The sequence below is a fragment of the Cellulomonas sp. Root137 genome, assembly GCF_001426725.1.
In the GTDB taxonomy this organism is placed as follows: Bacteria; Actinomycetota; Actinomycetes; order Actinomycetales; family Cellulomonadaceae; genus Cellulomonas.
This window is the reverse complement of record NZ_LMFG01000001.1, coordinates 185523-208536: the sequence shown is the minus strand read 5'-3', so window position 1 is coordinate 208536 and position 23014 is coordinate 185523. Positions and strand designations below refer to the sequence as shown.

At 73.8% G+C, this 23014-nt stretch carries 21 protein-coding genes; 13 read left to right on the top strand and 8 right to left on the bottom strand.

All coding sequences use genetic code 11. The annotated features are described in order from the left end of the window. The first annotated feature begins 137 nt into the window (after positions 1–137). Positions 138–3548 carry a hypothetical protein gene (locus ASD18_RS00965; RefSeq protein WP_235522351.1) on the top strand — a complete coding sequence of 1137 codons (3411 nt, stop codon included), beginning with the start codon at positions 138–140 and terminating at the stop codon, positions 3546–3548. A 42-nt stretch (positions 3549–3590) separates the two neighbouring features. Here ASD18_RS00965 and ASD18_RS00960 read toward each other — a convergent pair whose 3' ends face one another. Continuing rightward, positions 3591–4769 (bottom strand): RtcB family protein, encoded by a 1179-nt coding sequence (locus tag ASD18_RS00960; protein WP_056085789.1) that lies wholly within the window; start codon positions 4767–4769, stop codon positions 3591–3593. A gap of 84 nt (positions 4770–4853) precedes the next feature. On the opposite strand from ASD18_RS00960, the gene ASD18_RS20925 reads away from it, so the two are divergent. Genes ASD18_RS20925 through ASD18_RS00945 form a run of 3 tightly spaced genes read left to right on the top strand, consistent with a single transcriptional unit; the run spans position 4854 to position 6930 of the window. Then, positions 4854–5909: an RDD family protein gene (locus ASD18_RS20925; protein WP_056085788.1), complete on the top strand. Its 1056-nt coding sequence runs from the start codon at positions 4854–4856 to the stop codon at positions 5907–5909. Between the two features lie 54 nt (positions 5910–5963). Continuing rightward, positions 5964–6629, top strand: a complete 666-nt coding sequence (locus ASD18_RS00950) for a LiaI-LiaF-like domain-containing protein (RefSeq protein ID WP_056085787.1) — start codon at positions 5964–5966, stop codon at positions 6627–6629. Between the two features lies 1 nt (position 6630). Continuing rightward, a complete protein-coding gene (locus ASD18_RS00945) occupies positions 6631–6930 on the top strand; it encodes a hypothetical protein (protein ID WP_056085786.1) in 300 nt (99 codons plus the stop codon). Here the strand turns inward: ASD18_RS00945 and ASD18_RS00940 are convergent. Together ASD18_RS00940 and ASD18_RS00935 are read right to left on the bottom strand one after the other, a co-directional pair. Further along, positions 6927–7361 (bottom strand): YdeI/OmpD-associated family protein, encoded by a 435-nt coding sequence (locus tag ASD18_RS00940; protein WP_056085785.1) that lies wholly within the window; start codon positions 7359–7361, stop codon positions 6927–6929. The genes ASD18_RS00945 and ASD18_RS00940 overlap by 4 nt on opposite strands. A gap of 64 nt (positions 7362–7425) precedes the next feature. Further along, complete coding sequence (locus ASD18_RS00935) at positions 7426–8340, bottom strand: hypothetical protein (protein ID WP_056085784.1); 915 nt, start codon at positions 8338–8340, stop codon at positions 7426–7428. A gap of 246 nt (positions 8341–8586) precedes the next feature. Here ASD18_RS00935 and ASD18_RS00930 point away from each other — a divergent pair, with 246 nt between their 5' ends. After that, positions 8587–9507: a D-alanyl-D-alanine carboxypeptidase family protein gene (locus ASD18_RS00930; RefSeq protein ID WP_235522209.1), complete on the top strand. Its 921-nt coding sequence runs from the start codon at positions 8587–8589 to the stop codon at positions 9505–9507. Between the two features lie 2 nt (positions 9508–9509). Here ASD18_RS00930 and ASD18_RS00925 read toward each other — a convergent pair whose 3' ends face one another. From ASD18_RS00925 to ASD18_RS00910, 4 genes are read right to left on the bottom strand one after another with little or no spacing between them, the layout of a single operon-like run. Continuing rightward, positions 9510–10943 carry an MFS transporter gene (locus ASD18_RS00925; protein WP_056085782.1) on the bottom strand — a complete coding sequence of 478 codons (1434 nt, stop codon included), beginning with the start codon at positions 10941–10943 and terminating at the stop codon, positions 9510–9512. Further along, positions 10927–11997, bottom strand: a complete 1071-nt coding sequence (locus tag ASD18_RS00920) for a DNA polymerase domain-containing protein (protein ID WP_056085781.1) — start codon at positions 11995–11997, stop codon at positions 10927–10929. The genes ASD18_RS00925 and ASD18_RS00920 overlap by 17 nt, the downstream gene beginning before the upstream one ends. Before the next feature lie 39 nt (positions 11998–12036). Further along, positions 12037–14949 (bottom strand): helix-turn-helix transcriptional regulator, encoded by a 2913-nt coding sequence (locus tag ASD18_RS21720; RefSeq protein WP_304438210.1) that lies wholly within the window; start codon positions 14947–14949, stop codon positions 12037–12039. Beyond that, a complete protein-coding gene (locus ASD18_RS00910) occupies positions 14931–15167 on the bottom strand; it encodes a hypothetical protein (RefSeq protein ID WP_056085780.1) in 237 nt (78 codons plus the stop codon). Before ASD18_RS00910 ends, ASD18_RS21720 begins: the two co-directional genes overlap by 19 nt. Positions 15168–15370: 203 nt before the next feature. Here ASD18_RS00910 and ASD18_RS00905 point away from each other — a divergent pair, with 203 nt between their 5' ends. The 7 genes from ASD18_RS00905 (at position 15371) to ASD18_RS00875 (ending at position 21901) form a co-directional block, all read left to right on the top strand. Then, positions 15371–15736 carry a VOC family protein gene (locus ASD18_RS00905; RefSeq protein WP_056085779.1) on the top strand — a complete coding sequence of 122 codons (366 nt, stop codon included), beginning with the start codon at positions 15371–15373 and terminating at the stop codon, positions 15734–15736. A gap of 112 nt (positions 15737–15848) precedes the next feature. Continuing rightward, positions 15849–16256 (top strand): ATP-binding protein, encoded by a 408-nt coding sequence (locus tag ASD18_RS00900; RefSeq protein ID WP_235522208.1) that lies wholly within the window; start codon positions 15849–15851, stop codon positions 16254–16256. 179 nt (positions 16257–16435) lie between these two features. After that, a complete protein-coding gene (locus ASD18_RS00895; RefSeq protein WP_056085777.1) occupies positions 16436–17986 on the top strand; it encodes a chromosome partitioning protein in 1551 nt (516 codons plus the stop codon). Positions 17987–18075: 89 nt separating this feature from the next. Further along, a complete protein-coding gene (locus ASD18_RS00890; RefSeq protein WP_369817240.1) occupies positions 18076–18633 on the top strand; it encodes an RNA polymerase sigma factor in 558 nt (185 codons plus the stop codon). A gap of 73 nt (positions 18634–18706) precedes the next feature. After that, the gene (locus ASD18_RS00885) at positions 18707–20083 is read left to right on the top strand and encodes a hypothetical protein (protein WP_056085776.1); all 1377 of its coding nucleotides are present in this window, start codon (positions 18707–18709) and stop codon (positions 20081–20083) included. Between the two features lie 160 nt (positions 20084–20243). Further along, positions 20244–21191: a 5'-3' exonuclease gene (locus tag ASD18_RS00880; RefSeq protein ID WP_056085775.1), complete on the top strand. Its 948-nt coding sequence runs from the start codon at positions 20244–20246 to the stop codon at positions 21189–21191. A 152-nt stretch (positions 21192–21343) separates the two neighbouring features. Beyond that, positions 21344–21901 (top strand): DoxX family protein, encoded by a 558-nt coding sequence (locus tag ASD18_RS00875; RefSeq protein WP_235522207.1) that lies wholly within the window; start codon positions 21344–21346, stop codon positions 21899–21901. A gap of 6 nt (positions 21902–21907) precedes the next feature. On the opposite strand, the gene ASD18_RS00870 is transcribed toward ASD18_RS00875, so the two are convergent. Next, on the bottom strand, positions 21908–22432 hold the full coding sequence (locus ASD18_RS00870) for a hypothetical protein (protein ID WP_156387831.1): 525 nt from the start codon (positions 22430–22432) through the stop codon (positions 21908–21910). Between the two features lie 102 nt (positions 22433–22534). On the opposite strand from ASD18_RS00870, the gene ASD18_RS00865 reads away from it, so the two are divergent. After that, positions 22535–23011, top strand: a complete 477-nt coding sequence (locus ASD18_RS00865; RefSeq protein WP_056085773.1) for a ribonuclease H — start codon at positions 22535–22537, stop codon at positions 23009–23011. Positions 23012–23014: the final 3 nt, after the last annotated feature.

Sequence of the window (23014 nt, the reverse complement as noted above, 5' to 3'; positions counted from 1 at the left end):
GACACGTGTCAATGTATGGGAGCGCACCCACGGCCGCACCGGAGCGGCCCACCCTGGGCCCACGCGCGTACGAACGAAGGACATCGGCAATGGCGTCGCAGACTTTCTCGCCCGCACCTACGGACGAACCGGGCATGATGCCGGATGTGCCTGACGCCCCCGAGTCCGGGCTCGTCGACCTCGACGGACGACGCTTCTACCGCATCACGTCCTACGACGACCTGCCGCCGTTCTTCATGACGCTCGTCGGCGCGAGCGACCTGTGGCTGTTCATCTCCAGCACCGGCGGCGTGACCGCCGGACGCGAGGAGGCCGACCGCGCCCTGTTCACCTACACCACCGAGGACAAGGTCGCCGCGGGCGCCGGCCGGACCGGCGGGCTCACGCTCCTGCGCGTCGCCACGGCCGACGGGATCCTGTTCTGGCAGCCGTTCGCGCCGCGCCGGCCGGGCGACCCGGACGCCGAGCGCCACCTGTACAAGGACCCGCTCGGCACCACCCTCGTGTTCGAGGAGACCCGCCCTGACCTCGGCCTCCGTGTGCGCGTCACGTGGCGGACCGCCGCCCGGTACGGCGTCGTGCGCGAGGTCGAGGTGGCCTCGGCGACCGACCGGCACGTCCGGGTCGAGGTCCTGGACGGCTTCGTCGACCTGCTGCCCGCGGGCGTCACCGTGCAGACGCAGGGCGAGCTCAGCAGCCTGCTCGACGCGTACAAGCGGGCCGAGGTCGACGCCGCGACGGGCCTCGGGCTCGTGTACCTGAACTCGACACTCACCGACAAGGCCGACCCGAGCGAGTCGCTCTCCACGACCGTCGCCTGGCAGGTGGGCCTCGACGACGTCGACCACCTGCTCTCCGCGCGCCAGGTCGGCGCGTTCGCGGCGGGCCGCCCCGTCGTCGCGGAGCACGAGGTCCGCGGCGAGAAGGGTGCGTACCTGGTCCGCGCACGCCTCACGATCGCCCCCGGCGAGCACCGCCGCTGGAGCGTCGTCGCCGACGTCGACCAGAGCGCGGCCGACATCGTCCGGCTCCAGACCCAGCTCGCCGACCCCGCCGCGGCCGCTGCGGCGCTCGCAGCGGACGTCGAGGGCACGCGCGCGCACCTCGACCGGCTCGTCGGCACCGCCGACGCCGCGCAGGTCACCGGCGACGAGCTCGCCACCGCCCACCACCGCGCCAACGTGCTGTTCAACGTCATGCGCGGCGGCGTCCTCGTCGACGGGTACACCGTGCGGACGGCCGACCTGCGCGCCTTCGTCGGCCAGCGCAGCCCGCGCACCGCGGACCGCAGCGGCGCGTGGTTCGACGCGCTCGCCGCGACCGAGCAGCTGGACGACCTCGTCGAACGGGCCGACGCGTCCGGCGACCCGGACCTGCTGCGGCTCGTGCGCGAGTACCTGCCGCTGACGTTCAGCCGCCGGCACGGCGACCCGAGCCGGCCCTGGAACAAGTTCAAGATCGCCCTGACGGACGCTCACGGCGAGACGCGCGTCGACTTCCAGGGCAACTGGCGGGACATCTTCCAGAACTGGGAGGCGCTGGCCTGGTCGTTCCCCGAGTACGTGGAGTCGATGGTCGCGGTGTTCCTCGACGCGACGACGGCCGACGGGTACAACCCGTACCGCATCTCGCGCTCCGGCATCGACTGGGAGGTGCCCGAGCCGTCGAACCCCTGGGCGAACATCGGCTACTGGAGCGACCACCAGGTCATCTACCTGGTCAAGCTGCTGGAGGCGTCGCACCGGTTCCACCCGGGTCGCCTGGAGGCACTCGTCGACCGGGCCGTCTTCACGCACGCCGACGTGCCGTACCGCATCGCGACCTACGACGAGACGGTCACCGAGCCGATCGCGACGATCGCGTTCGACACGGAGACCGAGGAGCGGGTCGCACGGCGCGTCGTCACCGAGGGCGCGGACGGGCGGCTCGTGCACGGACCCGACGGCGAGCTCGTGCGCGTCTCGCTCGGCGAGAAGCTGCTGCTCACGATCCTCGCGAAGGTCGTCAACCTGGTGCCCGACGGCGGCATCTGGATGAACACGCAGCGCCCCGAGTGGAACGACGCCAACAACGCACTCGTCGGCAAGGGCCTGTCGGTGGTCACCCTCGCCTACCTGCGCCGCGCCCTGACCCTCGCCCGGGACCTGCTCGCGGACGACCTCACGGTGACGAGCGAGCTCGCCAACCTGCTGACGGACGTGCACGCGGCGCTCGACGAGCACCGCGAGCAGGCGGGCACCGGGTTCGACGACCGGGGCCGGCGCGCCGTCATGGACGCGCTCGGCGCGGCCGGCACCGCGTACCGCACCCGCGTGTACGCCGGGTACGGCGGCGAGCGCACGGGGGTGTCCGCCGCGGACGTCCAGGCGTTCCTCGCGGACGCCCAGCTCTACGTCGACGCCGCGCTGCGGGCGAACCGTCGCGCGGACGGCCTGTTCCACGCGTACAACCTGCTCGACCTGCGCGACGGGGCGACCGTCGGTCATCTGCAGGAGATGCTCGAGGGTCAGGTCGCGGTGCTGTCGTCCGGGCTGCTGACCCCCGCGGAGGCGCTGGAGCTCGTCCGGTCGCTGCGGCGGAGCGCGCTCTACCGGGCGGACCAGCACTCCTACCAGCTCTACCCGGACCGCGAGCTGCCGACGTTCCTGGCGCGCAACCTGGTCACCGCCGAGCAGGCCGCGTCCGCGCCCTTGCTCGCTGCGCTGGTCGAGGCGGGCGACACGTCGATCGTGCTGCGCGACGTGCTCGGCGACCACCGGTTCGCGCCCGGCCTCCACAATGCGCGTGACCTCGACGCCGCCCTCGACGCACTGAGCCGCACGGTCCCGGGCGTGGGCGACGGCCGCCAGGCCGTGCTCGACGTGTTCGAGCAGGTGTTCCGGCACGCCCAGTTCACCGGACGGTCGGGGTCGTTCTTCGCGTACGAGGGGCTCGGCAGCATCTACTGGCACATGGTGTCCAAGCTGCTGCTCGCCGTGCAGGAGAACCACGAGCGCGCGGTCGCCGAGGGTGCCGACGCGGTCGTGGTGGCGGGCCTCGCGGACGCGTACGAGGACGTCCGGCACGGCCTCGGCTACTGCAAGACCCCGGACGTGTACGGCGCGTTCCCCGTCGACCCGTACTCGCACACCCCGGCCGGCAAGGGTGCCCGGCAGCCCGGCATGACGGGCCAGGTCAAGGAGGAGATCCTCGCGCGGCTCGGCGAGCTGGGGCTGCGGGTCGAGGGCGGGCGCGTCGTCGTGCGGCCCGTGCTGCTGCGCGCCGACGAGTGGACCACCACCCAGACGACGTTCACGTACCACGACGTCACCCAGCAGGAGCGCGGCCTCGCGCTCCCCGCGGGGTCGCTCGCGTTCACGTTCTGCCAGGTGCCGGTGGTCTACCGCCGCGTCGACGGACCCGGTGCGGTGCTGACCGTGGTCGCGCACCTCGCCGACGGCACCCGCGTGGAGGGCAGTGACGGCGCGCTCGACGCCGACGTGAGCGAGCGGGTGTTCCGACGCACTGGCGACGTGGTCCGCGTGGAGGTCGAGGTGCCGGTCCGCTGACGCGCGGACGCGCGGCCGGTTCCCCGGCCGCGCGCCCGTCGGTCAGTCGCCCTTCACGTTCACGATCTGGTGCAGCACGTGGCGGACCTCGACCAGGTCGGCGGCGTCGGCCATGACCTGGTCGATGTCCTTGTACGCCGCCGGGATCTCGTCGATGAACGCGTCCGTGTCGCGGTACTCGATGCCGGTCATCGCCTCGCGCAGCTGGTCGTGGGTGAACAGCCTGCGCGCCGCGGACCGCGAGTGGCTGCGGCCCGCACCGTGCGGCGACGAGTTCAGCGAGAGCGCGTCGCCCTTGCCGGTCACCACGTAGGACGCGGTGCCCATCGACCCCGGGATCAGCCCGGCGTCACCGACGCCGGCCTTGATCGCCCCCTTGCGGGACACCCAGACGCGCTTGCCGAAGTGCGTCTCCTGCTCCGTGAAGTTGTGGTGGCAGTTGACGCGCTCGGCCTCGACGACCGCCTCGCCCATGTGCTCGGAGATGGCGTCCACGACGCGGTCCATCATCTCCTCGCGGTTGAGCAGGGCGTAGTCCTGGGCCCACCGCAGCTCGCGGACGTACGCCCAGAACTCGTCGGTGTCCTCGACCAGGTACGCCAGGTCGCGGTCGGGCAGCGTGATCCACCACTTCTGGCAGAGCGCGGCCGCGACCTTGATATGCCGCTGCGCGATCCGGTTGCCGACGCCGCGGCTCCCCGAGTGCAGGAACAGCCACACCGTGTCGGCCTCGTCGACCGTGACCTCGATGAAGTGGTTCCCGGACCCGAGCGAGCCCAGCTGCAGGCGCCACTTCCCGGCATCGGCACCGGGGTCGAACCCGGCGGCCGCCGCCGTGTCCTCCAGCGTGACGACGCGCGCCTCCGCCGTCGTCGTGAGGCGCTGGTTCGCGCCACCCGCCGACAGCGGGACCGCCTTCTCGATGGCCTGCCGCAGCGTCGCGAGCGACCTCCGACCGCGCACCTGCTCCGACGTCCACTGCGTGCGGACGGCGATCATGCCGCAGCCGATGTCCACGCCGACCGCGGCGGGGATGATCGCGCCCAGCGTCGGGATGACGCTGCCGACCGTCGCGCCCTTGCCCAGGTGGGCGTCGGGCATGAGGGCCAGGTGCGGGTAGATGAAGGGGAGGGTCGAGGTGGCGACTGCCTGGGCCCGGGTGTTCTCCTCGAGGATCGATGCCCAGCTGATCAGTCGCGGGCTGAGGTGCTCGCGTGTCATGGGGCGGGAGCCTGGCACGATCCGGGTGCCCGCGTCGCCGTCATTCTCCGGACGCGCACCGCCCTGACCTGCCACGATCTGTGCGTGACCGACACGGTGGCGCTGTCCACGGACCTCGCGACGCCCGTCGATGCGCCTCTGGTGGCCTCCTGGTCGCGGCGTGTGGTCGCGGCCCTCCTCGATGGGGCGATCCTGTCCGGCGCGACGTGGCTCGTGCTCGGGTCGGGCGGTGTCGCGCCGTCGCTGCAGCCTACGTTCGGGGGTCCGTCGTCCGGCGCTGCCGACCCGGTCGCGTGGTACACCAGCGGCTGGCTCGTCGGGCTCGTCGTCGCGATGCTCGTGCTCCAGGGCTGGACGGGCGCGACCCCGGGCAAGCGCGTGGCGGGGGTCGCCGTGGTGCGGGTGTCCGACGGGCGGCCGGCGGGGATCGTCGCCGCCGGTCTGCGGGTGGTGGCGCACGTGCTCGACTCGATCCTCCTCATCGGCTACCTGCGTCCGCTGTGGAACGCGCGGAGGCAGACGTTCGCCGACTCGATGATCGGGACGCTCGTGATCCAGACGCGCGAGCCCGCGGCGCACCCGTGGTTCGCCCGGTTTCGGCGCGAGCAGTCGGCGGTCGGCTCGACGGTGGTGAGCGTCGCGGCGTTCGCGGTGTGCGTGGTCGGCGTCGGGTTCTCGACGTCGTCGAGCTCGTGGGGCGGGGAGTGGGAGTCCCCGGTGTCGTGCGTCGACGACGGGACGGTCGCCGCCCCGACGGCCACCGCGACGGCGTCGCGCGTCGGCGGCGCCATGCACGAGGGGCGGTTGTGGATCGACCGGGAGGTCGACGACCACGTGGAGAAGGGTCTGCGGATCACGTGGTCCATGGCCTCCCCGGACGGGCAGCTGGACGGCGCGCGGGTGGACACCGACCTCCGACGGGCGGACGGGTCGGTGATCGGGATCGAGCAGGAGGTGGCGGTCGCGAGCGGGGACGGCTATGAGGTGTACCTGGACGGGGCCGAGGTCTCGGCGGGCGACCTGGAGGAGGCCGGACCGGGGTGGACCGCGCAGACCAGGCTCGTGGTGGAGGGGCACGTCGTCGGTGCCTGCTCGATCGACGCCGCCGACTGGGAGGCCGCCGACCAGCCCGACTACTGACCTCCCTGGTCAGACGGCTGACCAGCACCACGGCAGCCCGCTAGCGTGACGCCCATGGATCGTCGCCCTCCCCTGCAGGTGTTCCTCGGCAGCCTCATCGTCGCGGTCGGGGTGATCGCCCTCCTGACCCAGCTCGACGTCATCACCGTGGACTTCGGGCAGCTCGTCGCCGACTGGTGGCCGCTGGCCGTGATCGGTGTCGGGCTCGTGGCGCTGGTGACCGTCCCGCGGGCGTGGCTCGGTCCGAGCGTGATCATCGCGGTCGGGGTGTTCTTCCTGCTCCAGACGCTCGACATCCTCGACGTGCACCTGTGGGAGATCCTCTGGCCGGTCGCGATCATCCTGGTCGGGCTGTCCCTGATCACGAGCATCGGCAGCCGCTCGATGGACGACGACACGATCAACTCGACGGTGTTCTGGTGGGGGACCCAGCGCAAGACGCGGTCGCGGCAGTTCAAGGGCGGCAGCCTGACGGCGATCATGGGCGGCATCGAGGTGGACCTGCGCGAGGCGGACATCGTCGACAGGGCGGAGATCGCGATCTTCGCGCTCTGGGGCGGCGTCGAGGTCAAGGTGCCACCCACGTGGCGCGTGCGCACCAGCGGGCTGCCGCTGCTGGGCGGCTGGGACGACAAGACGACGCTCCCGCTCGAGGACGGGGCCCCGGAGCTCGTCGTGCACGTGACCGCCATCATGGGCGGGGCCGAGATCAAGAGCTGACGTGCCGTCCTACCGCGTGACCGCCGCCATCGGTCTGCTGCAACCCGGGGTGTCCGCGCCGGACGTGCTCCCGCAGGCCGTCGCGACCGCCGAGGCGATGACCACGGTCGAGGCCCACGACGTCGCGGTCGTGCGGGGCCAGGCCCGGGTGACCGTGCGGTTCCAGGCCGACGACGACCAGACCGCCCGCCGCGTCGGTTGGGCCGTGCTCGCCCGCCTCGACGAGCTCGCGGACATCAGCGGCCGCAGCGTGACCCGGCGGTTCGGGTCGCGGTGGTACCCGGTACGCGCTCAGTCCTAGCCGACGCCCAGCTCGTCGACCGCCTTCGCGATCCGGCGCTCGCGCGTCTCCGGGGTCTTGGCCGCCTCGATCGGGTCGACGATCGCGCGCTGCCTGCTGACCGAGAGCGCGTCGAACGCGGCGCGGGCAGGCCCGCCGAGGGCCGCCGCGAGGTCGTCGGGAACCTCGACCGTGCGCGGGGCGTCGTCGTGCTCGATGTCGACGTCGATCTCCTGGCCGGCCTCGACACCGGCCCCCGAGCGGTTCTCGGAGCTGAGCGGGAGCATCGTCTTCCCGCGGTACGGCGTCACGGTGCTCCGGTACGAGAAGCCGTTGATCGTCACGACGACGGGGAACCGTGCTCCCCGGTCCATCGCCGCGACCACCTCGTCGGGCACGGGCAGGCCGGTCGCGGACTTCCCGCTGAGCTCCACCGTGGTGCGAAAACGCATGGGTTCCTCCTCGGACTGCGGTCGCTCCCGGTCAGGGGAGCGCACGTCGCAGACTAACCACGCCTCAGAGCAGGGGCGCGGCTTGCCCGAGGACGAGCGGGCCGCCGACGGCTCGTGCCCGCCCGTCGTCTCCCGCCGTGGCGGCGACGTAGCGGTGCGCGACGACGAGGCTGGGGGCACCGGCGTCGGAGGCCTCGACCAGGACCGCAGGCTCGGAGGAGCCGGCCGTCGGGAGCTGCCCGAACCAGGCGACCGCGGCCCGCGCAGCGCCCGAGCCGCGGACCCACGCGCGGGCGTCGGCCTCGCCGTCGAAGGAACGCACGGCGGGGTCCTGTGCCGGGCCTCCGTCGACGACCGCGAACGGCACGGCGGCACGCCCCGGGGTCAGGGCGGCCTCGAGCACCTGGTCGAGCACCCCGAGGGCGATGTCCTGCGCCGCGGGCGACGGGGGGAAGGGGAGGTCGGCGGGGGTGCGGAAGGCGTTCGGGGACGGCCTTCGCGGGTTCGGCACCTCGTGACCCGCGTCGGCCGCGAGGTGGGCGGCGGCCGCGGCGACGTACTCGGCGACCCACTCCGGTCCGCACCCGGTCTGCCAGCGCGCGGCGACGTCCGCCAGCGGCAGGGCCGCGTCCGTGCCCGACGCGGAGACGACCGTCGGAGTCGGGGCCGGCCCCTTGGTGCGGAGGGCCCAGCGCGCGCCCGGCACCCGGTGGACGATCAGGTCCCCGACGCCGACGCCGAGCGCCATGACCGTCGCCTGCGGGACTCCTGCTGCCGGTCCGACGGCCCACCGCGACCGCATGGTGTGCAGCAGGGCACCGACCGCCCGGGCGTCGGCCAGGTCGACCCCGCTGGCCCGCAGGTGGGTGCGCGCGCGGTCGAGGTGGCCCGTCTCCTCGGCGGTCAGGGGCCGCACGCCGGGGACGATCTCGTGGGCGTCCGACGCGGGAAGGGACAGCGTCTGGCGCACCTCGGTCATGGGTGCGGGATCGGCCCGCGGGCGGGGGTTCTTGAGGGCGCCGACGGCGGTTCCACCGGATGGCGGCGGCACTCGGACGGGCGGCTGCGGGGAGCGGGAGGCTACCCTGGCTGCCGGTCCTGACCGCCCGACGCCCAGGAGAACCCCATCCGCCGACCCTCGCGCAGCATCGTCGCCGCCGTCACCGCCGTCCTGCTGGTCGGTGGTGCGGGGAGCGCGTGGGCGTGGACGGAGCACGAGGACCGCGTGGCCGCCGAGCAGGCGTCCGCGCAGGAGCGCTCGGCCGACGCCCTCGCGGCCCAGGTGCTCGACGCCGACGCGCTGCAGGCGCGGGAGTCCGAGGCCGCGAGCACCCGGGCAGCCGCGGTCCGCACCGACGCCAGCGCCGCGCTCGCGGTCGCCGCCGAGCACGCCCGCGCCACGCTCACGACCAGCGACGGGAAGATCGGCGACGACGCGCTCCGCCAGGCGCTCGCGGGGGAGCTCGCCGCGGCCGACACGGCGCTCGCGGCCACCGGCGAGAGCGCGACGTCCCTGCGCGCGCTCGCCGCGCGGCTCGCCGCCTCCGACGCCGTGGTCGTCGCGGCGCACGACACGTGGGTGCAGGAGCAGGCCGCTGCTGCTGCTGCGGCGGCCGCCCGACCTACCGTCCCGAAGGCGACCCCGGGCAAGCCGGCCACGTCCACCCCCTCGTGCGGGACCACCTACTCCGGCCCGCCGTTCTACACGTCTCCCGCGACCGCCGGCGGCGACGGGTCCAACGGCAAGCTGCCCCCCGAGGCGCTCTCGGCGATCAGCTGGGACGTCGACCCGCACGGCACGCCGTACTACCTGAAGAACTCGGCCGCGGCCGCGCTCGAGCGGCTGAACACGGCCTTCCGGGCGGCCTTCGGGCACAACCTCGACCTCGACCTCACCTACCGCGACTACGACACCCAGGTGGCCATGCGCGCGGCGCTCGGCTCGGTCGCCGCGACCCCGGGGACCTCGACGCACGGGACCGGCCTCGCGCTGGACGTGCCGGAGCTCCCGTGCGAGTACGGCTGGGACACCCCGCAGCGCAGCTGGCTGGTCAGCAACGGGCCGTCGTACGGGTGGGTCTCCCCGTCGTGGGCCGGGCGGAACGGCTCCAACCCGGAGTACTGGCACTTCGAGTACCGGGGCTGACCTCAGACCACGTCCACCGGCCGCACCGCGTCGGCGCTCGACGGGACCGTGAGCAGCGCGATCACCCCGCCGCCGGCCAACAGGCCGGCGCACACGAGCATCGCGATCCGGTGGGCCGGTTCCAGGGTGGTCGGGTCGGTGAGCGACGAGCCGACGCCCGCCGCCAGCGGCAGGACCGCGATCGCCAGCAGGCCGGCCACCCGGGCGACCGCGTTGTTGACGCCGCTGGCCACGCCGGCCAGGTGGTCGGGTGCGGCCGCCAGCGCGGTCGTCGTCAGCGGCGCCACGGTGGCCGAGAGCCCGAGCCCGAACACGAGGATCCCGGGCAGGACGTGTGTGAGGTACGGCTCGTCAGGTCCGATACCGGAGAGCATCACCGCGCCGACCGCGCACACCAGCGGGCCGACCGTCATCGGGATCTTCGGGCCCATGATCGTGCTCAGCGCACCCGCCCGCGGGGACAGCAGGAGCATGAGCACGGTGACGGGGAGCGGTGCCAGACCGGCCGCCAGCGGCGAGTAGCCGGCCACCACCTGCAGGGTCACGACGAGGAAGAAGAACAGCCCCGAGATCGCGGCGTAGATGAGCAGCGTGGCGGCGTTGGTGCCCGAGAACGGCCGCCACCGGAACAGGGCAGGCGGCAGCAGCGGCGCGCTCGCGCGGGACTCGACGACGACGAACGCCACCATCGCGACGACGCCGAACGCCAGCGTGCCGACGACCAGCGCGTCGGGGGTCCCGCTCTCCGTCCATGCCGTGAACCCGTAGGTGAGACCGGCCAGCCCCAGGGCGCCGAGCACCGTGCCGGCGACGTCGAGCTTCTTGACCGCGCTCGCGTCCGCGCTCTCCGGCACGTGCCGCATCGTCACCGCGACGACCGCCGCGGCCAGGGGCAGGTTGATGCCGAAGATCCACCGCCAGGTGGTGACCTCGACGATCCAGCCGCCGAGGAACGGGGCGACCGCCCCCGCGATGCCGCCGAGCCCGGACCAGGCACCGATCGCGCGCCCGCGGTCCGGACCGCTGAACGTCGACTGGAGGATGGCCAGCGAGCCCGGGGTGAGCAGGGCGCCGCCGACCCCCTGCAGAGCGCGTGCCGCGTTCAAGGCCCCGATGGTCGGTGCCACCGCGCAGAGCAGGGACGCGACCGCGAACCAGACGACCCCGACGAGGAACACCCTGCGCCGGCCGAACCGGTCCCCGAGCGAGCCACCCAGCAGCAGGAACGCCGCGAGCGTCAGGGCGTACGCGTTGACCGTCCACTGCAGGTCGGCCGTGGTGGCGTCGAGGTCGTCGGCGATGGTCGGCAGGGCGATCGTGACCACGGTGGCGTCGATGAACGCGATCGCGGAGCCGAGGACGGTCGCGAACAGCACCCATCGGCCGCGCGCGGACGCATAGACGATGCCGTCCGTGGGCTCAGCGGGGGCGGTCACGGTCCTTGCTCGGCTGCACGCGCTTGGGCTCGCCCGGCATCTTCGGGTACTCCGGCGGGTAGGGCAGGTCGCCCTCGCCGTGGTCGGTCTCCTGGCGGTCGGCCAGCTCCAGGAGCGACTCGATGGTGTACCGCGGTGCCGCGTGCGCGACCAGCGGGGCGAACAGGTCCCCGACCTCGGCGAACCGGGCCGGCATCGTCGTCACGTCGAAGTCGTTCGGGTGCACGTCCGCGACCTCGTCCCAGCGCAGCGGGGCGGAGACCGTGGCGCGCGGGTTGGTGCGGATCGAGTAGGCGGACGCGATGGTGCGGTCGCGGGCCATCTGGTTGTAGTCGACGAAGATCTTGGCGCCGCGCTCCTCCTTCCACCACTTCATGGTGACCGCCTCGGGCAGGCGCCGCTCCAGCTCGCGACCGAACGCGATGGTGGCCCGGCGCGCGTCGACGAACGACCAGCGTGGCTCGATCGGCACGAAGACGTGGATGCCCCGGCCGCCCGACGTCTTGGGCGTCCCCTCCAGCCCGTGCTCGGACAGCAGCTCCCGCACGTGGGGCGCGACGCGGGCGGCGTCGGAGAAGTCGGTGCCGGGCTGCGGGTCCAGGTCGATCCGGATCTGGTCGGGGGAGTCGACGTCCTCGCCGAGCACCGGCCACGGGTGGAACGTCAGCGTGCCCAGGTTGGCGGCCCACGCGACGACGGCCAGCTCGCTCGGCGCCACCTCGTCGGCGGTCCGTCCGCTCGGGAACGTGATGCGGGCGGTCTTCACGTACTCGGGGGCGCCCTGCGGGACACGCTTCTGGTAGAACGCGTCGCCGGTCGAGTCCATCCGGGTGGCCAGCTTGGCGCCCTCGAACACGCCCTTGGGCCAGCGCTCCAGCGTGGTCGGCCGGTCCAGCAGGGCGCCGAGGATGCCGTCGCCCACGGACACGAAGTACTGGACGACGTCGAGCTTGGTGAGCCCGCGCTCCGGGAAGTAGGGCTTGTCCGGGCTGCTGACCCGCACGGTCCGACCGCGCACCTCGAGCTCGACCGCGGGGGTCTTCGACGGCGACATGGTCCTCAACCTAAGGGGAGGCGTCGGTCCGTGCCCAGGTCAGCCCGCACCGATCAGCCCTCGCTGGTGGGCGACCGACACGGCCTCGGCGCGGCCCGAGACCCCGAGCTTCGCCAGCAGGTTGGAGATGTGCACCGACACGGTCTTGCCGGAGATGAAGAGCTTCTCCCCGATCTGCCGGTTGGACAGCCCCTGCGCGACGAGCGCGAGCACCTCGGCCTCCCGTGCTGTCAGCACGTCGACGCCGCCCACCCGGACGCCGGGCAGGTCGAGCCGGCCGCGCCGCGCGAGCCCCCGGACGGCCGTCGCCAGCGGCACCGCTCCCATCGCGTCCGCCTCGGCCAGCGCGATCCCGGCCTCGTCGCGCGCGGCCTCCCGGTCGCCGTTCTCCAGCAGCGCCTCCGCCAGCCGGAACCGGCTGCGCGCCACCTCGTAGCGGTAGCCGTAGTCGAACTCGGCGACGGTCGCGCGCCACAGGTCCACGTCGTTGGTGCCCGCCAGCCGCGAGTGCTCGGCGTGCGCGCGTGCCAACCATGCCCGTCCCTCGGGGCCGAGGCGCCCCCCGCGCGGCCGGCCGCGTTCCGCCGTCGTCCGGGCGCGCTCCAGCAGGCGGTCGCCGAGGGCCAGCCGCTCCGAGACGTCCCGACCGAGCAGGCGTTCCTGCTGGGCGGCGTCGGCCAGCGCGCTCAAGGCCAGCGCCACCAGCCAGATGCCGCCCAGGAAGTAGTCCGACCACGCGCGCCACAGGTGCTCGAGCAGGCGCAGCGCCAGCGCGATCGCGTCCTCGAGCTCCCCGCGCCACGTGTGCGCGTCGATCGTGCAGCCACCGGCCACCAGGGCGATCAGCCCGTCCTTGGACCAGCTGGGCTCCAGGGCGTGCCCGCGCTCGGCGGCGTCGGCGTCCCCGCGGGCCGCCGCCGCGTACAGGTTTACGGCGATGAGCGTGTCGGCCAGCTCGTCGGGGACGGCGCCGATCGACGCGGCGCGCAGGTCACCCGACACGTACCGGATGAGCTGCGTGAACATGTGCAGCTCGACGCCGTAGACGCTCCACGTCATCCCGAGGGACCGGGCGCGTTCCACCCCGTCGGCCGTGACCTGTGTGGCGCCGGGCAGGTCCCCCGCGTAGTAGCGGTTGCTCGCGAGGTTGTACATGGTGCGCAGCTCGGTCGCGTAGTCGCACGCCTCCCGTGCCCGGGCGAGCGCGCTGGTCAGCAGCTCGGCCGCGCGGTCCTCGTCGTCGACCACCAGCACGGCCAGCGTGGTCAGCGCGTCCGACTCGGCGTCCGCCGCGCCGGCCTCCCGCGCCAGCTCCACCGCGCGGGTGGCGCTGGCCACGGCCTCGTCGTCCAGGTCCGCGTTCAGCGCGCTGCGGGCGTACGTGGCCAGGGCCCAGGCGCGTTCCGGTGTCGGGGCGTCCGGGAGGTCGGCGAGCGCGCGCGACGACTGCTCGAGGGCGTCGTGCACGCTCTCCATCCCCAGCAGGTACCGCGCGAGGCCGGTGCGCAGGTGCGCCTGCCGCGGAACGTCCGACGCCGTCTCCTCGACGGCCGCGCGGGCCAGCTGCACCGAGCGGTCCACCTGTCCGGCGCGGCTCGCGGCCGCGGCAGCAGCGACGAGCACGTCGATGTGGTCGGTGCCGAGCGAGACCGTGACCTCCGGGACGGCCTCCCAGAGCCGGAGGACCACCTCCAGGTGTCGCAGCTCCTCCGCGGGTGCGAGCACCTCGCGTGCCTGGTCGGCCGCGTCGAGGGAGGCGCGCAGGGCGGTGGGCAGGTCCGGTGCGCGCAGCGCGTGCGAGGCCAGCTGCGAGGACGGTCCGAGCGTGGGGTCGTCGCGCAGCACCCGCAGGTACGCCCGGTGCAGGGACGACTGCTCGCCGGGGAGCAGGTCGGTGTAGACGGCCTCCGCCAGCAGGGCGTGCCGGAACGCGATGAGCTCGTCCTCGCCGACCAGCACGTGGTGGGCGACGGCCTCGCGGAGCGCGGTGTCGAACGCGCCGGGCGCGGTCAGCTGCCGGTCCGCGTCCGCGGCGACCGCCGCCCGCAGGAGCGGCTCCGACACGCGACGGCCGGCGGCGGACGCGATGCGGGCCAGGCGCTGCACCGACGGGTCGAGCAGCTCCAGCCGGGCGCGCAGCACGTCGGCGAGGGACCACGGCAGCTCGTCTGCCTCCGCCCCGGCCTCCAGCAGCTCCTCGGCGAAGTACGCGTTGCCCTCCGAGCGGTCGATGACCCGGCGCAGCGTGGACTCGGTCAGCGGGGCACCGGACAGCGCGGTGGTGAACTCGCGGAGCTCGTCGTCGGTGAACGGGGACAGGTCGAGCCGCTCCACCCGGGGATGGCGACTGAGCTCCGTGGCGACCGGCCGCCACGGGTGGCGTCGGTGCAGGTCGTCCGTGCGGTAGCTGGCGACCACGAGCAGGTGCTGGTCGCGCAGCCGCGAGACGAGGAACCGCAGCACGTCGCGGCTCGAGGCGTCCGCCCAGTGCAGGTCCTCGAGGACGAGCAGGAGCGGGTGCCCCGGACTGCCGACCGCGCTGAGCGCCTCCACCAGGCCGTCGAACAGCTGGAGCCGGTTCGCCTGGTCGTCGGGGGCGGTCGCCGAGCCCGACGGGCCGGGCAGCAGCCGGGTGAGCGCCGGACGGTTGGCGACGACCGCGTCCACCGCCTCGGGGTCCAGCGCGTGCAGCTGCGACAGCGCCTCCGCGAACGGGAGGTACGGCAGGCCGATCTCGCCGAGGTCCACGCAGTGCGCCACGACGACCCGCGCTCCGGCGGCGTCGGCCAGCTCGGCGACGTGCCGCAGCAGGCGGGTCTTTCCGACGCCGGCGTCCGCCCCGATCAGGACGGTCGACGGCTCGCCGACGCCCGCGCGCTGCAGCGCCAGCGTGAGCTGGTCGACCTGCAGCGCGCGGGCGACGAAGGGTGTGCTCATCGAGCCGCGTGCCATGTCTCCGATCCTCGCAGCAGCCACCCACGCGCCGCACTCACCAACGGGTGCGTGGGCTGCACGGGCCGCAGCGAGCCGTCGGGCCGGGCGGTGGCGGCGAGCGCGTCAGCCGCGTCGGCACCGTCCTCCCGCTCCGGGATTCCGCGCAGCGCCGTGAACAGGCGCTCGTGGCGGTAGGCGAGCTCGGCGTCGAGGGCGGGTCCCCAGAAGTCAGCCATGGTGTCCTCCTCATGAACGCCGGACGATCTGCCCGGCTCTCGTTGACAACCACGACTCTGGTCGTGAGGGGTGGGTCGCCGGATCGGTCGGTCGACGGGTCCTGAGGGGGTGATCGGGCCGAGGTCCGTCTGAGGCGGGGCCCGGGGGGACTGAGGTGGGGGCGTCCTCGTCTGAGGTACCTCAGAAGGGGCAGGATGGACGCATGGGACTCGTCCAGGTGGCGCAGCACGCGGAGGACCTCGACCGCGCCGCCGCCTTCTACACGGACCTGCTCGGTGCCCCGCCGACGGCCCGGTTCGACCCTCCCGGGCTCCTCTTCTTCGACCTCGACGGGGTCCGGCTGCTGCTCGACGTGGGCGCCCCCTCCGCGCTGCTCTACCTGCGCGTGGACGACGTCGCCGGGACGATCGAGCGGCTCCGCGCCCGCGGTGTGGCGGTCGAGTCGGAGCCGCACGTGATCTTCCGGCACGACGACGACACCCTGGGCCCGGCGGGCACCGACGAGTGGCACGCGTTCGTCCGCGACTCCGAGGGCAATCTGGTGGGTCTGGTCAGCCAGAGACCCTGAGCGCGCGGCGCCGTTCACCCGGACGCGTCGGTGGTCCCCCCAGGCAGGAACGGACCGCGTCGGGCACTCTGGGCGGGTGGGTGATGTGCGAGATCTCCGGAGCGCTGCGAGCGTGCGCCGTCGAGACGCCCAGACCCTCGCGGGTGAGCTGGTCGTCCAGGCGGAGCGGTCGGCCCCCAGGGCCGTCCGGCACTGGGTCATGCGGACCATCGCCGACGCCGGCGTCGGCGGGGCCTCCAACCAGGTCGTCGAGCTGCTCACGGCCGAGCTCGTCTCCAACGCGGTCGTGCACGGTCCCGAGGCCGGCGACGTGCGCGTCGAGGTGCGGATCGACGGCGCGACCGTCCGCGTGGGGGTCCGGGACACGGGCGGAGGCACACCCACCGTGGGCCACCCGGAACCGACCGCCGCGAGCGGCCGCGGGCTGGCGCTCGTCGAGGCACTGTCGTCCGACTGGGGCATCCAGACCCACGCGGACGGCAAGACGGTGTGGTTCGAGGTCCGTACGGACGACGACTGAACGGTCGACACGCCCGGCATGTCCGGCAGTGCCGGATCTCACGCGGAGGTCCCTGACCGCTGCTCACGGGGTCTCCCGCGGGCGTTCGCAGTGCCCTGGCCTGCGCCTCGACAGTGCGCGCGGGGCCCGTGCAGCGTAGTTTCGGGGGCGGACGACCAGAAGCGAGGGGCAACCAGACCATGAGTGAGCGCACCGACGGGCAGAACTCGTCGACGACGACGACGCGACTGCCGGACATCCGCGCCGAGGTGCGCGAGGACGGCACGGGGGAGATCTCTGTCGACGGGGTCATCGAGCGGGTGCGCATGGCGACCCTCGCCGAGGCGGGCGCCGCGATCACGAGCCGCATCGCCGGGCTCGCGGAGTCCCTCGGGCAGCCCGTGCCGGTGCAGGTGCGGGACCCCGACGGCGTCTGGTCGCTGCTGATCCACCCGGACGGCCTGGTGGACGAGGCGCCGGGGGACACGGCGGATGGCGCGCCCGACTCCGCCCCGACCGAGGTGGTCGACGCGAAGCCCGCTCCGGGACGGCCGGCGACCTCGGCCACCGTCACCTCCAGCCCCGAGGCGGCGCCCGCCGGCTCCGTCCCGTCCACCCCGTCGGGCGGCCCGCCGGTCACCCCGCCCCCCGCGAGCTCCACGGTCACCCCGCCGACACCCGCCCGCGGACCTGCGGCGACGCGCGGCGCGTCCGCCCGACCGCAGGACGAGAACCCGGCGACCCCGGACAACGACCTCCCCGGCACCGCTGGACCGACCGGAGCGCGCCCGACCACGCCCTCGGCCGGCTCGTCGCTCCCGACGCTCGACGACCTCCTCGCCGCACGGCACCCCGCCGCCACCGGTGGCCCCGCGGAGCACGGCTGGCAGGCGGGCATCCGGCGGCTGACGTTCGGTGGCATCTCGCCCGGTCCCGGCCGCGTGGAGCGGCGTCGGCGGATCGCGGCGACCTCGGTGCGGCGCACGCTCGACGGACCCAAGACGATCGTCGTCATCAACCCCAAGGGCGGCGCCCACAAGACGACCGCCACGATGATGCTCGCGGCGACGTTCGGGCTGCAGCGTGGCGGGTACACGCTCGCGTGGGACAACAACGAGACCCGCGGCACCCTCGGCTGGCGCTCGTCGCACGCCGACCACACGCGCACGGCCGTGGACCTGCTCAACGCCCTGCCCGCGCTCGGCACCGAGGGCACGGTCCGGATCGGCGACCTCGACGGGTTCGTCCGCACGCAGCCGAGCGAGCAGTTCGACGTGCTGGCCTCGGACGAGAACTCGGCGTCCGCGTCGTCGGTCGACGCCGACTCCTTCAGCTCGCTGCACCAGGTGCTCTCGCGCTTCTACCGGGTGCTCGTGATCGACACCGGCAACAACATGCGGGCCTCGAACTGGCAGGCGGCCGTGGGTGCGGCCGACCAGATCGTCGTCGTCTCGACCGTCCGCGAGGACACCGCGCAGTCGGCCGCCTGGGCCCTGGACGCCCTGCGGGCCACCGGTCACGACGAGGCGGTCCGCCGCGCGGTCACGGTCCTGTCGGCGCCGGAGCCCAAGGTCGACAAGGACCTGCAGAAGCGCCTCCGGTCCCACTTCGGCGCCCTGACGCGGGCCGTCCTGGACGTGCCGCACGACAAGGCGCTCGTCGCCGGCGGACCCATCGACTACGACGCCCTGAGCACCACCACCCGCGACGCCTGGCTGCGCGTCACCGCCGTGGTGGCCGACGGCCTCTGAGAACTCGCCCGCGGGGGCGTGCAAGATCTGGTGCGCTCGCGACAGAGTGCAGGTGTAGGCCTACGTCCGACCACCACCAGGGGAGCACCGTGCCGTCGCGGACATCGAGCACGCCGGACAGCGAGACCGGCGACGTGCCGACCGACCTCGGGGACGCCGGAGACACCGCGCACGATGCCGCCTGGTTCGAGGCGCTGGTCCGCGAGCACGCGACCGCGGTCCACCGCTTCGTCGTCCGTCGCGCGGGGCGCGACGAGGCCGAGGACCTCGCCGCCGACGTGCTGACGGTCGCGTGGCGCCGGCGCGCGGACGTCCCCGACGGCGCCGAGCTGCCCTGGCTGTACCGCACCGCGGGGTTCGTCGTCGCCAACCACCGCCGCAAGGGACGCCCGATCCCGGTCGCGGACGTGCCGGACGAGATCGACTCCGACGACCCCGCCGTGCGTGCGGTCCAGGAGGAGCGCGTGCGCGAGGTGCTCGGCGCCCTCAGCGCCCGCGACCGCGAGGTCCTGCTCCTGAACGCGTGGGAGGGGCTCACCGGCGACGCACTGGCCCAGGTGCTCGGCATCGGTCGCGGCGGGGCGGACGCCGCGCTCAGCCGTGCGCGGGCCCGGTTGCGCGAGGTCTGGGCGGCTGCGGAGTCCTGAGGTGCAAGGTGCGGGCCCCTCGGCACACATGAGGGGTAGAGGAGCACCGCACCCCGGACCAGGAGGCAGCACCGTGGACGACCGAACCACCAACGAGCCCACCGACGACGTCGCGTTCGCCCGCCTCCAGGCGGCCGACCCCGCCGCGGGCAGCGAGCCGAACCTGCCGGCGCTGTACGCGGCCGTGGCGGAGGGCACGGGTGTCACCGTCGCGGCTCCGCAGGACGAGCTCGCGGCACGCCGCAACCGTCGTGCACCGCGCTGGCTCTCCATCGCCGCCGCGGTCGCCGGCGTCGCGGTCATCGGCGGGGGCAGCTACGCGTACGGCGTGAACAACGCTCCGGAGACGGTGGCGTCGGCTCCGGCGATCACGCTCGGCCAGGCGCCCGGGCCCGAGGTCGCCCGGGACGAGGCCGCGACGTCGATGGCCGCGGGGAGCCCGGACGCCGCGAAGCTGATGTACCCCTGGTACGGCGGCCGGACCGTGTTCACCGCGGACGGGCTGTCCACCGAGGGCGGCTCCGGCGGCGCCTGGGGCTTCGACGCGGCGGGCGTGTACTCGGAGGCGACGGTCGTCGCGGCGGCGGCAGCGCTCGGCGTGGCCGGCGAGCCCCGGCTCGAGTACGGCACCTGGACGGTGGGCCCGAACGACGGCTCCGGTCCGTCGGTCTCCCTGTCCCCGGACGGGCTCGCGAGCCTGTCGTACTACGACCCGACGCGGGACCCGTGGAACTGCGCGGTCTCGGCGCCGGACAGCGGCGAGTCGGTGGAGGGCGGTGCCGCCGACGGCGGGGTCGCGCTCCCGGAGCCGGTGATCGACGGGGGGCAGTCCAAGTGCCCGACCCCCGTGAACGCGCCGACGGGGGACGCCGCGGTGCAGCAGGCGAAGGACGTGCTCGCCTCGCTGGGCATCGACACCGCCGGCTACGAGTTCGCGGTCTCGACGGAACCGTCCAGCCCGCAGGTCACCTACGTCACCGCCAGCCAGTCGCTCGACGGGCAGCTGACGGGGGTCACGGCGAGCGTCACGGTCGTCGCCGACGGCGTGCAGTCCGTGTACGCGCCGCTCGCGCCGATGGTCGCGCTGGGCACCTACGACGTCGTCAGCCCGACCGAGGCCGTCGAACGCCTGGGCGACCCGCGGTTCGGCGTCACGGGCGGCGGCGTGATGCCGCTGGCCGCCGAGGGCATGCGCGTGGCCGACGACTCCGTCGTCTCCCCGGAGATGACCGAGCCGACCGTCCCCGCGACGCCGGAGGCCGGGAGCCCGCTGGCGTGGCCGGTGCAGGAGGTCACGCTGGTCTCCGCCCGACTGGGGGTCGCGCTGACGACGCTGCCGACCGGGGCGTCGGTGCTGGTGCCCACCTACGAGCTCGCGGACGCCGACGGCGTCACGTGGAGCGTCATCGCGGTCGTCGACGACCAGCTGGACTTCTCCGCGGCGGGCTGACTCCCCCCGGAAGCCCTGCGGAGAGAGCACGAAGGCCGGCCGGCGTCGGAGGGGACGCCGACCGGCCTTCGTCATGCCCCCGAGCATGTGATCAGAGTCGGTATCGGGCCTCGTCGCGCGGTCAACGACATGGTCGGCGGTTGCTGACAGACTCGCGGGCATGGGTGAGCGGACCGAGAAGCTGTTGTTGCTGGACACCGCGTCGTTGTACTTCCGGGCGTACTTCGGGGTGCCCGACTCCGTGAAGGCGCCGGACGGGACGCCGGTGAACGCGGTGCGTGGGCTGCTCGACATGATCGCGCGGCTGGTCACCGACCACCGGCCCACGCGGCTGGTCATGTGCTGGGACGACGACTGGCGGCCGCAGTTCCGGGTCGACGCGATCCCGTCGTACAAGGCCCACCGCGTGGCGGTCGAGGTGCCTGGCACCACGGGCGTCGAGGAGGTGCCGGACACGCTCTCGCCGCAGGTGCCGATCATCGTGGAGGTGCTCAAGGCGCTCGGCATCGCGCGCGTCGGGGTGCCCGGCTACGAGGCCGACGACGTGATCGGCACCCTGGTCGCGCGGGAGGTGGCCAAGAAGGACCGCGCGCCCGTGGACGTCATCACGGGGGACAGGGACCTGTTCCAGCTGGTCGACGACAGCGTGCCCGTGCGGGTGCTCTACACGATCCGGGGCATCAAGGACCTGATGGCCATCGACCAGGCGGTGCTCCAGGAGAAGTACGCGGTCTCGTCGGGACCCGGCTACGCGGACATGGCCGTGCTGCGCGGGGACCCGAGCGACGGGCTGCCGGGCGTGCCGGGGATCGGCGAGAAGACGGCCGCGCAGCTGGTGCACCGGTACGGGTCGCTTGACGGGATCCTCGCCGCGCGCGACGCGGGGGACGCCGGGCTGACGGCGACGCAGCGGAAGCGCCTCGTGGAGGCCGCGGACTACCTGGCGGTCGCGCCTGCCGTGGTCCGCGTGGCGCCGGACGCGCCCGTGGGGGAGCTCGACGACAGGCTGCCGAGCGTCGTCGCGGACGCCGCGGCGCTCGTCGCGCTGGCCGAGACGTGGGGCCTGTCGTCGAGCGTCAAGAGGGTGGTGGACGCCCTCAGCGGGTGAAAGACAGGGGCCGTTCAGGAATCGGACGTATCAGACATGGACGTCCGTCCTCCTGCTGGGACGTGCGTTACCGACCGGTAGCCACGCCCCCGCCGGAGATCCCCGGCACCCTGCGCCCCGACCCCGGGGTCTCGACCGGAAAGGCACGTCCCATGTCCTCTGCCCGCACCCTGACGTCCGCAGCGCGACCCGCGGCACGGACGTCGGCCCCCGTGCCGAGCAACACGTTCGCCCCCTCCGTCCCGCCGGCCTCGATGGTCGACCGCGCGGTCGGTGGACTGGCGACCGTGCTGACCCGCTACTCCATCACCGCGCTGCGGATCAGCCTCGGGCTGGTGTTCCTCGGCTTCGGCGTCCTGAAGTTCTTCCCCGGCATGAGCCCGGCGGCGGAGCTGGCCGAGCGGACGATCGGCACGCTGACGTTCGGCCTCGTCGGCCCCACGGCGGCGCTGCTGCTCACCGCGATCATGGAGACCGTCATCGGGCTCACGCTGGTCACGGGACTGTTCCTGCGCACCGGCCTGGTCATCCTCGCCGCGGCACTGGTCGGCATCATGTCGCCGGTGGTGCTCTTCTACGGCGAGCTGTTCCCCGCCGGCGGACCGACCCTCACGGGTCAGTACGTGCTCAAGGACATCGTGCTCGCCTGCGCGGGTGCGGTCATCGGCGCCGCGGCGCTCGGTGCGCGGCTGCGCCTGCCGCAGGAGTGAGCGGCGTCAGTCCTTCAGGAACACCTGGGGGCCCGCCTCGTGCCAGCCGTCCGCGGCGGCCGGGGCGGGTCCTCCTGCGTTCACGAGCATGAGCTCGTCGCCGATGCCGAAGCGCACGACGCCGCCGTCGGTCGACGTGCACCCGGTGGTCGGCAGCTCGCCCTCCGTGAGGGTCAGCACGCAGAGCAGCCTGCTCTGCGAGACGCCGGCGTAGTAGCGAGTGTCGGACGTCGTGGCCAGCAGGCGGGTGCTGTCGGGGTCGATCTGGCTGCCGGAGAGGTCGTCGGCACCGACGACGTCCGCGGAGCGCTGGGGCCGCTCGAAGACGGCGAGCGTGGTCGCCGGGTCCACGGGGTCCACGTCGACCGTGATCTGCCCGAGCCGGACCCAGAGCATGCCGCCCGCGACGAGCGCCGCGGCAGCGACCAGGACGAGCGCGGTGAGCAGGCTCGACCGACGCCGGGGCGCTTCGTCGGCACCGAACCCGGTGAACGCGTCGGTGAAGAAGTCCGTGTCGTCGAACGTCGTCATGCCGTCCACATCGGACGGATCGGCGCCCGACGTGAGCCCTCGTGCACTGAATGCCCCCGTTCGGGTGCAGGGACCCTCCGCCGGCAGGGCAGAATCCCTCCCGTGATCACGGTCAGCACGGACGGCTCCTGCCTGCGCAACCCCGGCGGGGCGATCGGCTGGGCGTGGGCGAACCACGACGGCAGCAGCGCCAGCGGCGGTCACGCGTCCGGCACCAACCAGGTCGCCGAGCTCATGGCGGTCCTCGAAGCCATCCGGTCGCACCCGGGCGACGAGCCGCTGGTGATCCAGGCCGACTCGCAGTACGCGATCAAGTGCTCGTCGGAGTGGGTGCACAGCTGGAAGCGCAAGGGCTGGCGCACGGCCGCCGGCGGACCGGTGCAGAACCTCGCCCTGATCCAGTCGATCGACTCCGAGATCGCGCAGCGGCCCGGTGCGGTCAGCTTCGTGTGGGTCCGCGGTCACCGCGGCGACGAGTTCAACGAGCGGGCCGACGAGCTCGCCGGGGTCGCGGCGCGGAGCGTGCGTGACGACGGTCCGGCACCGGCGAGAGCCGCGGAGCCCGACGTCCTGTTCTAGGGG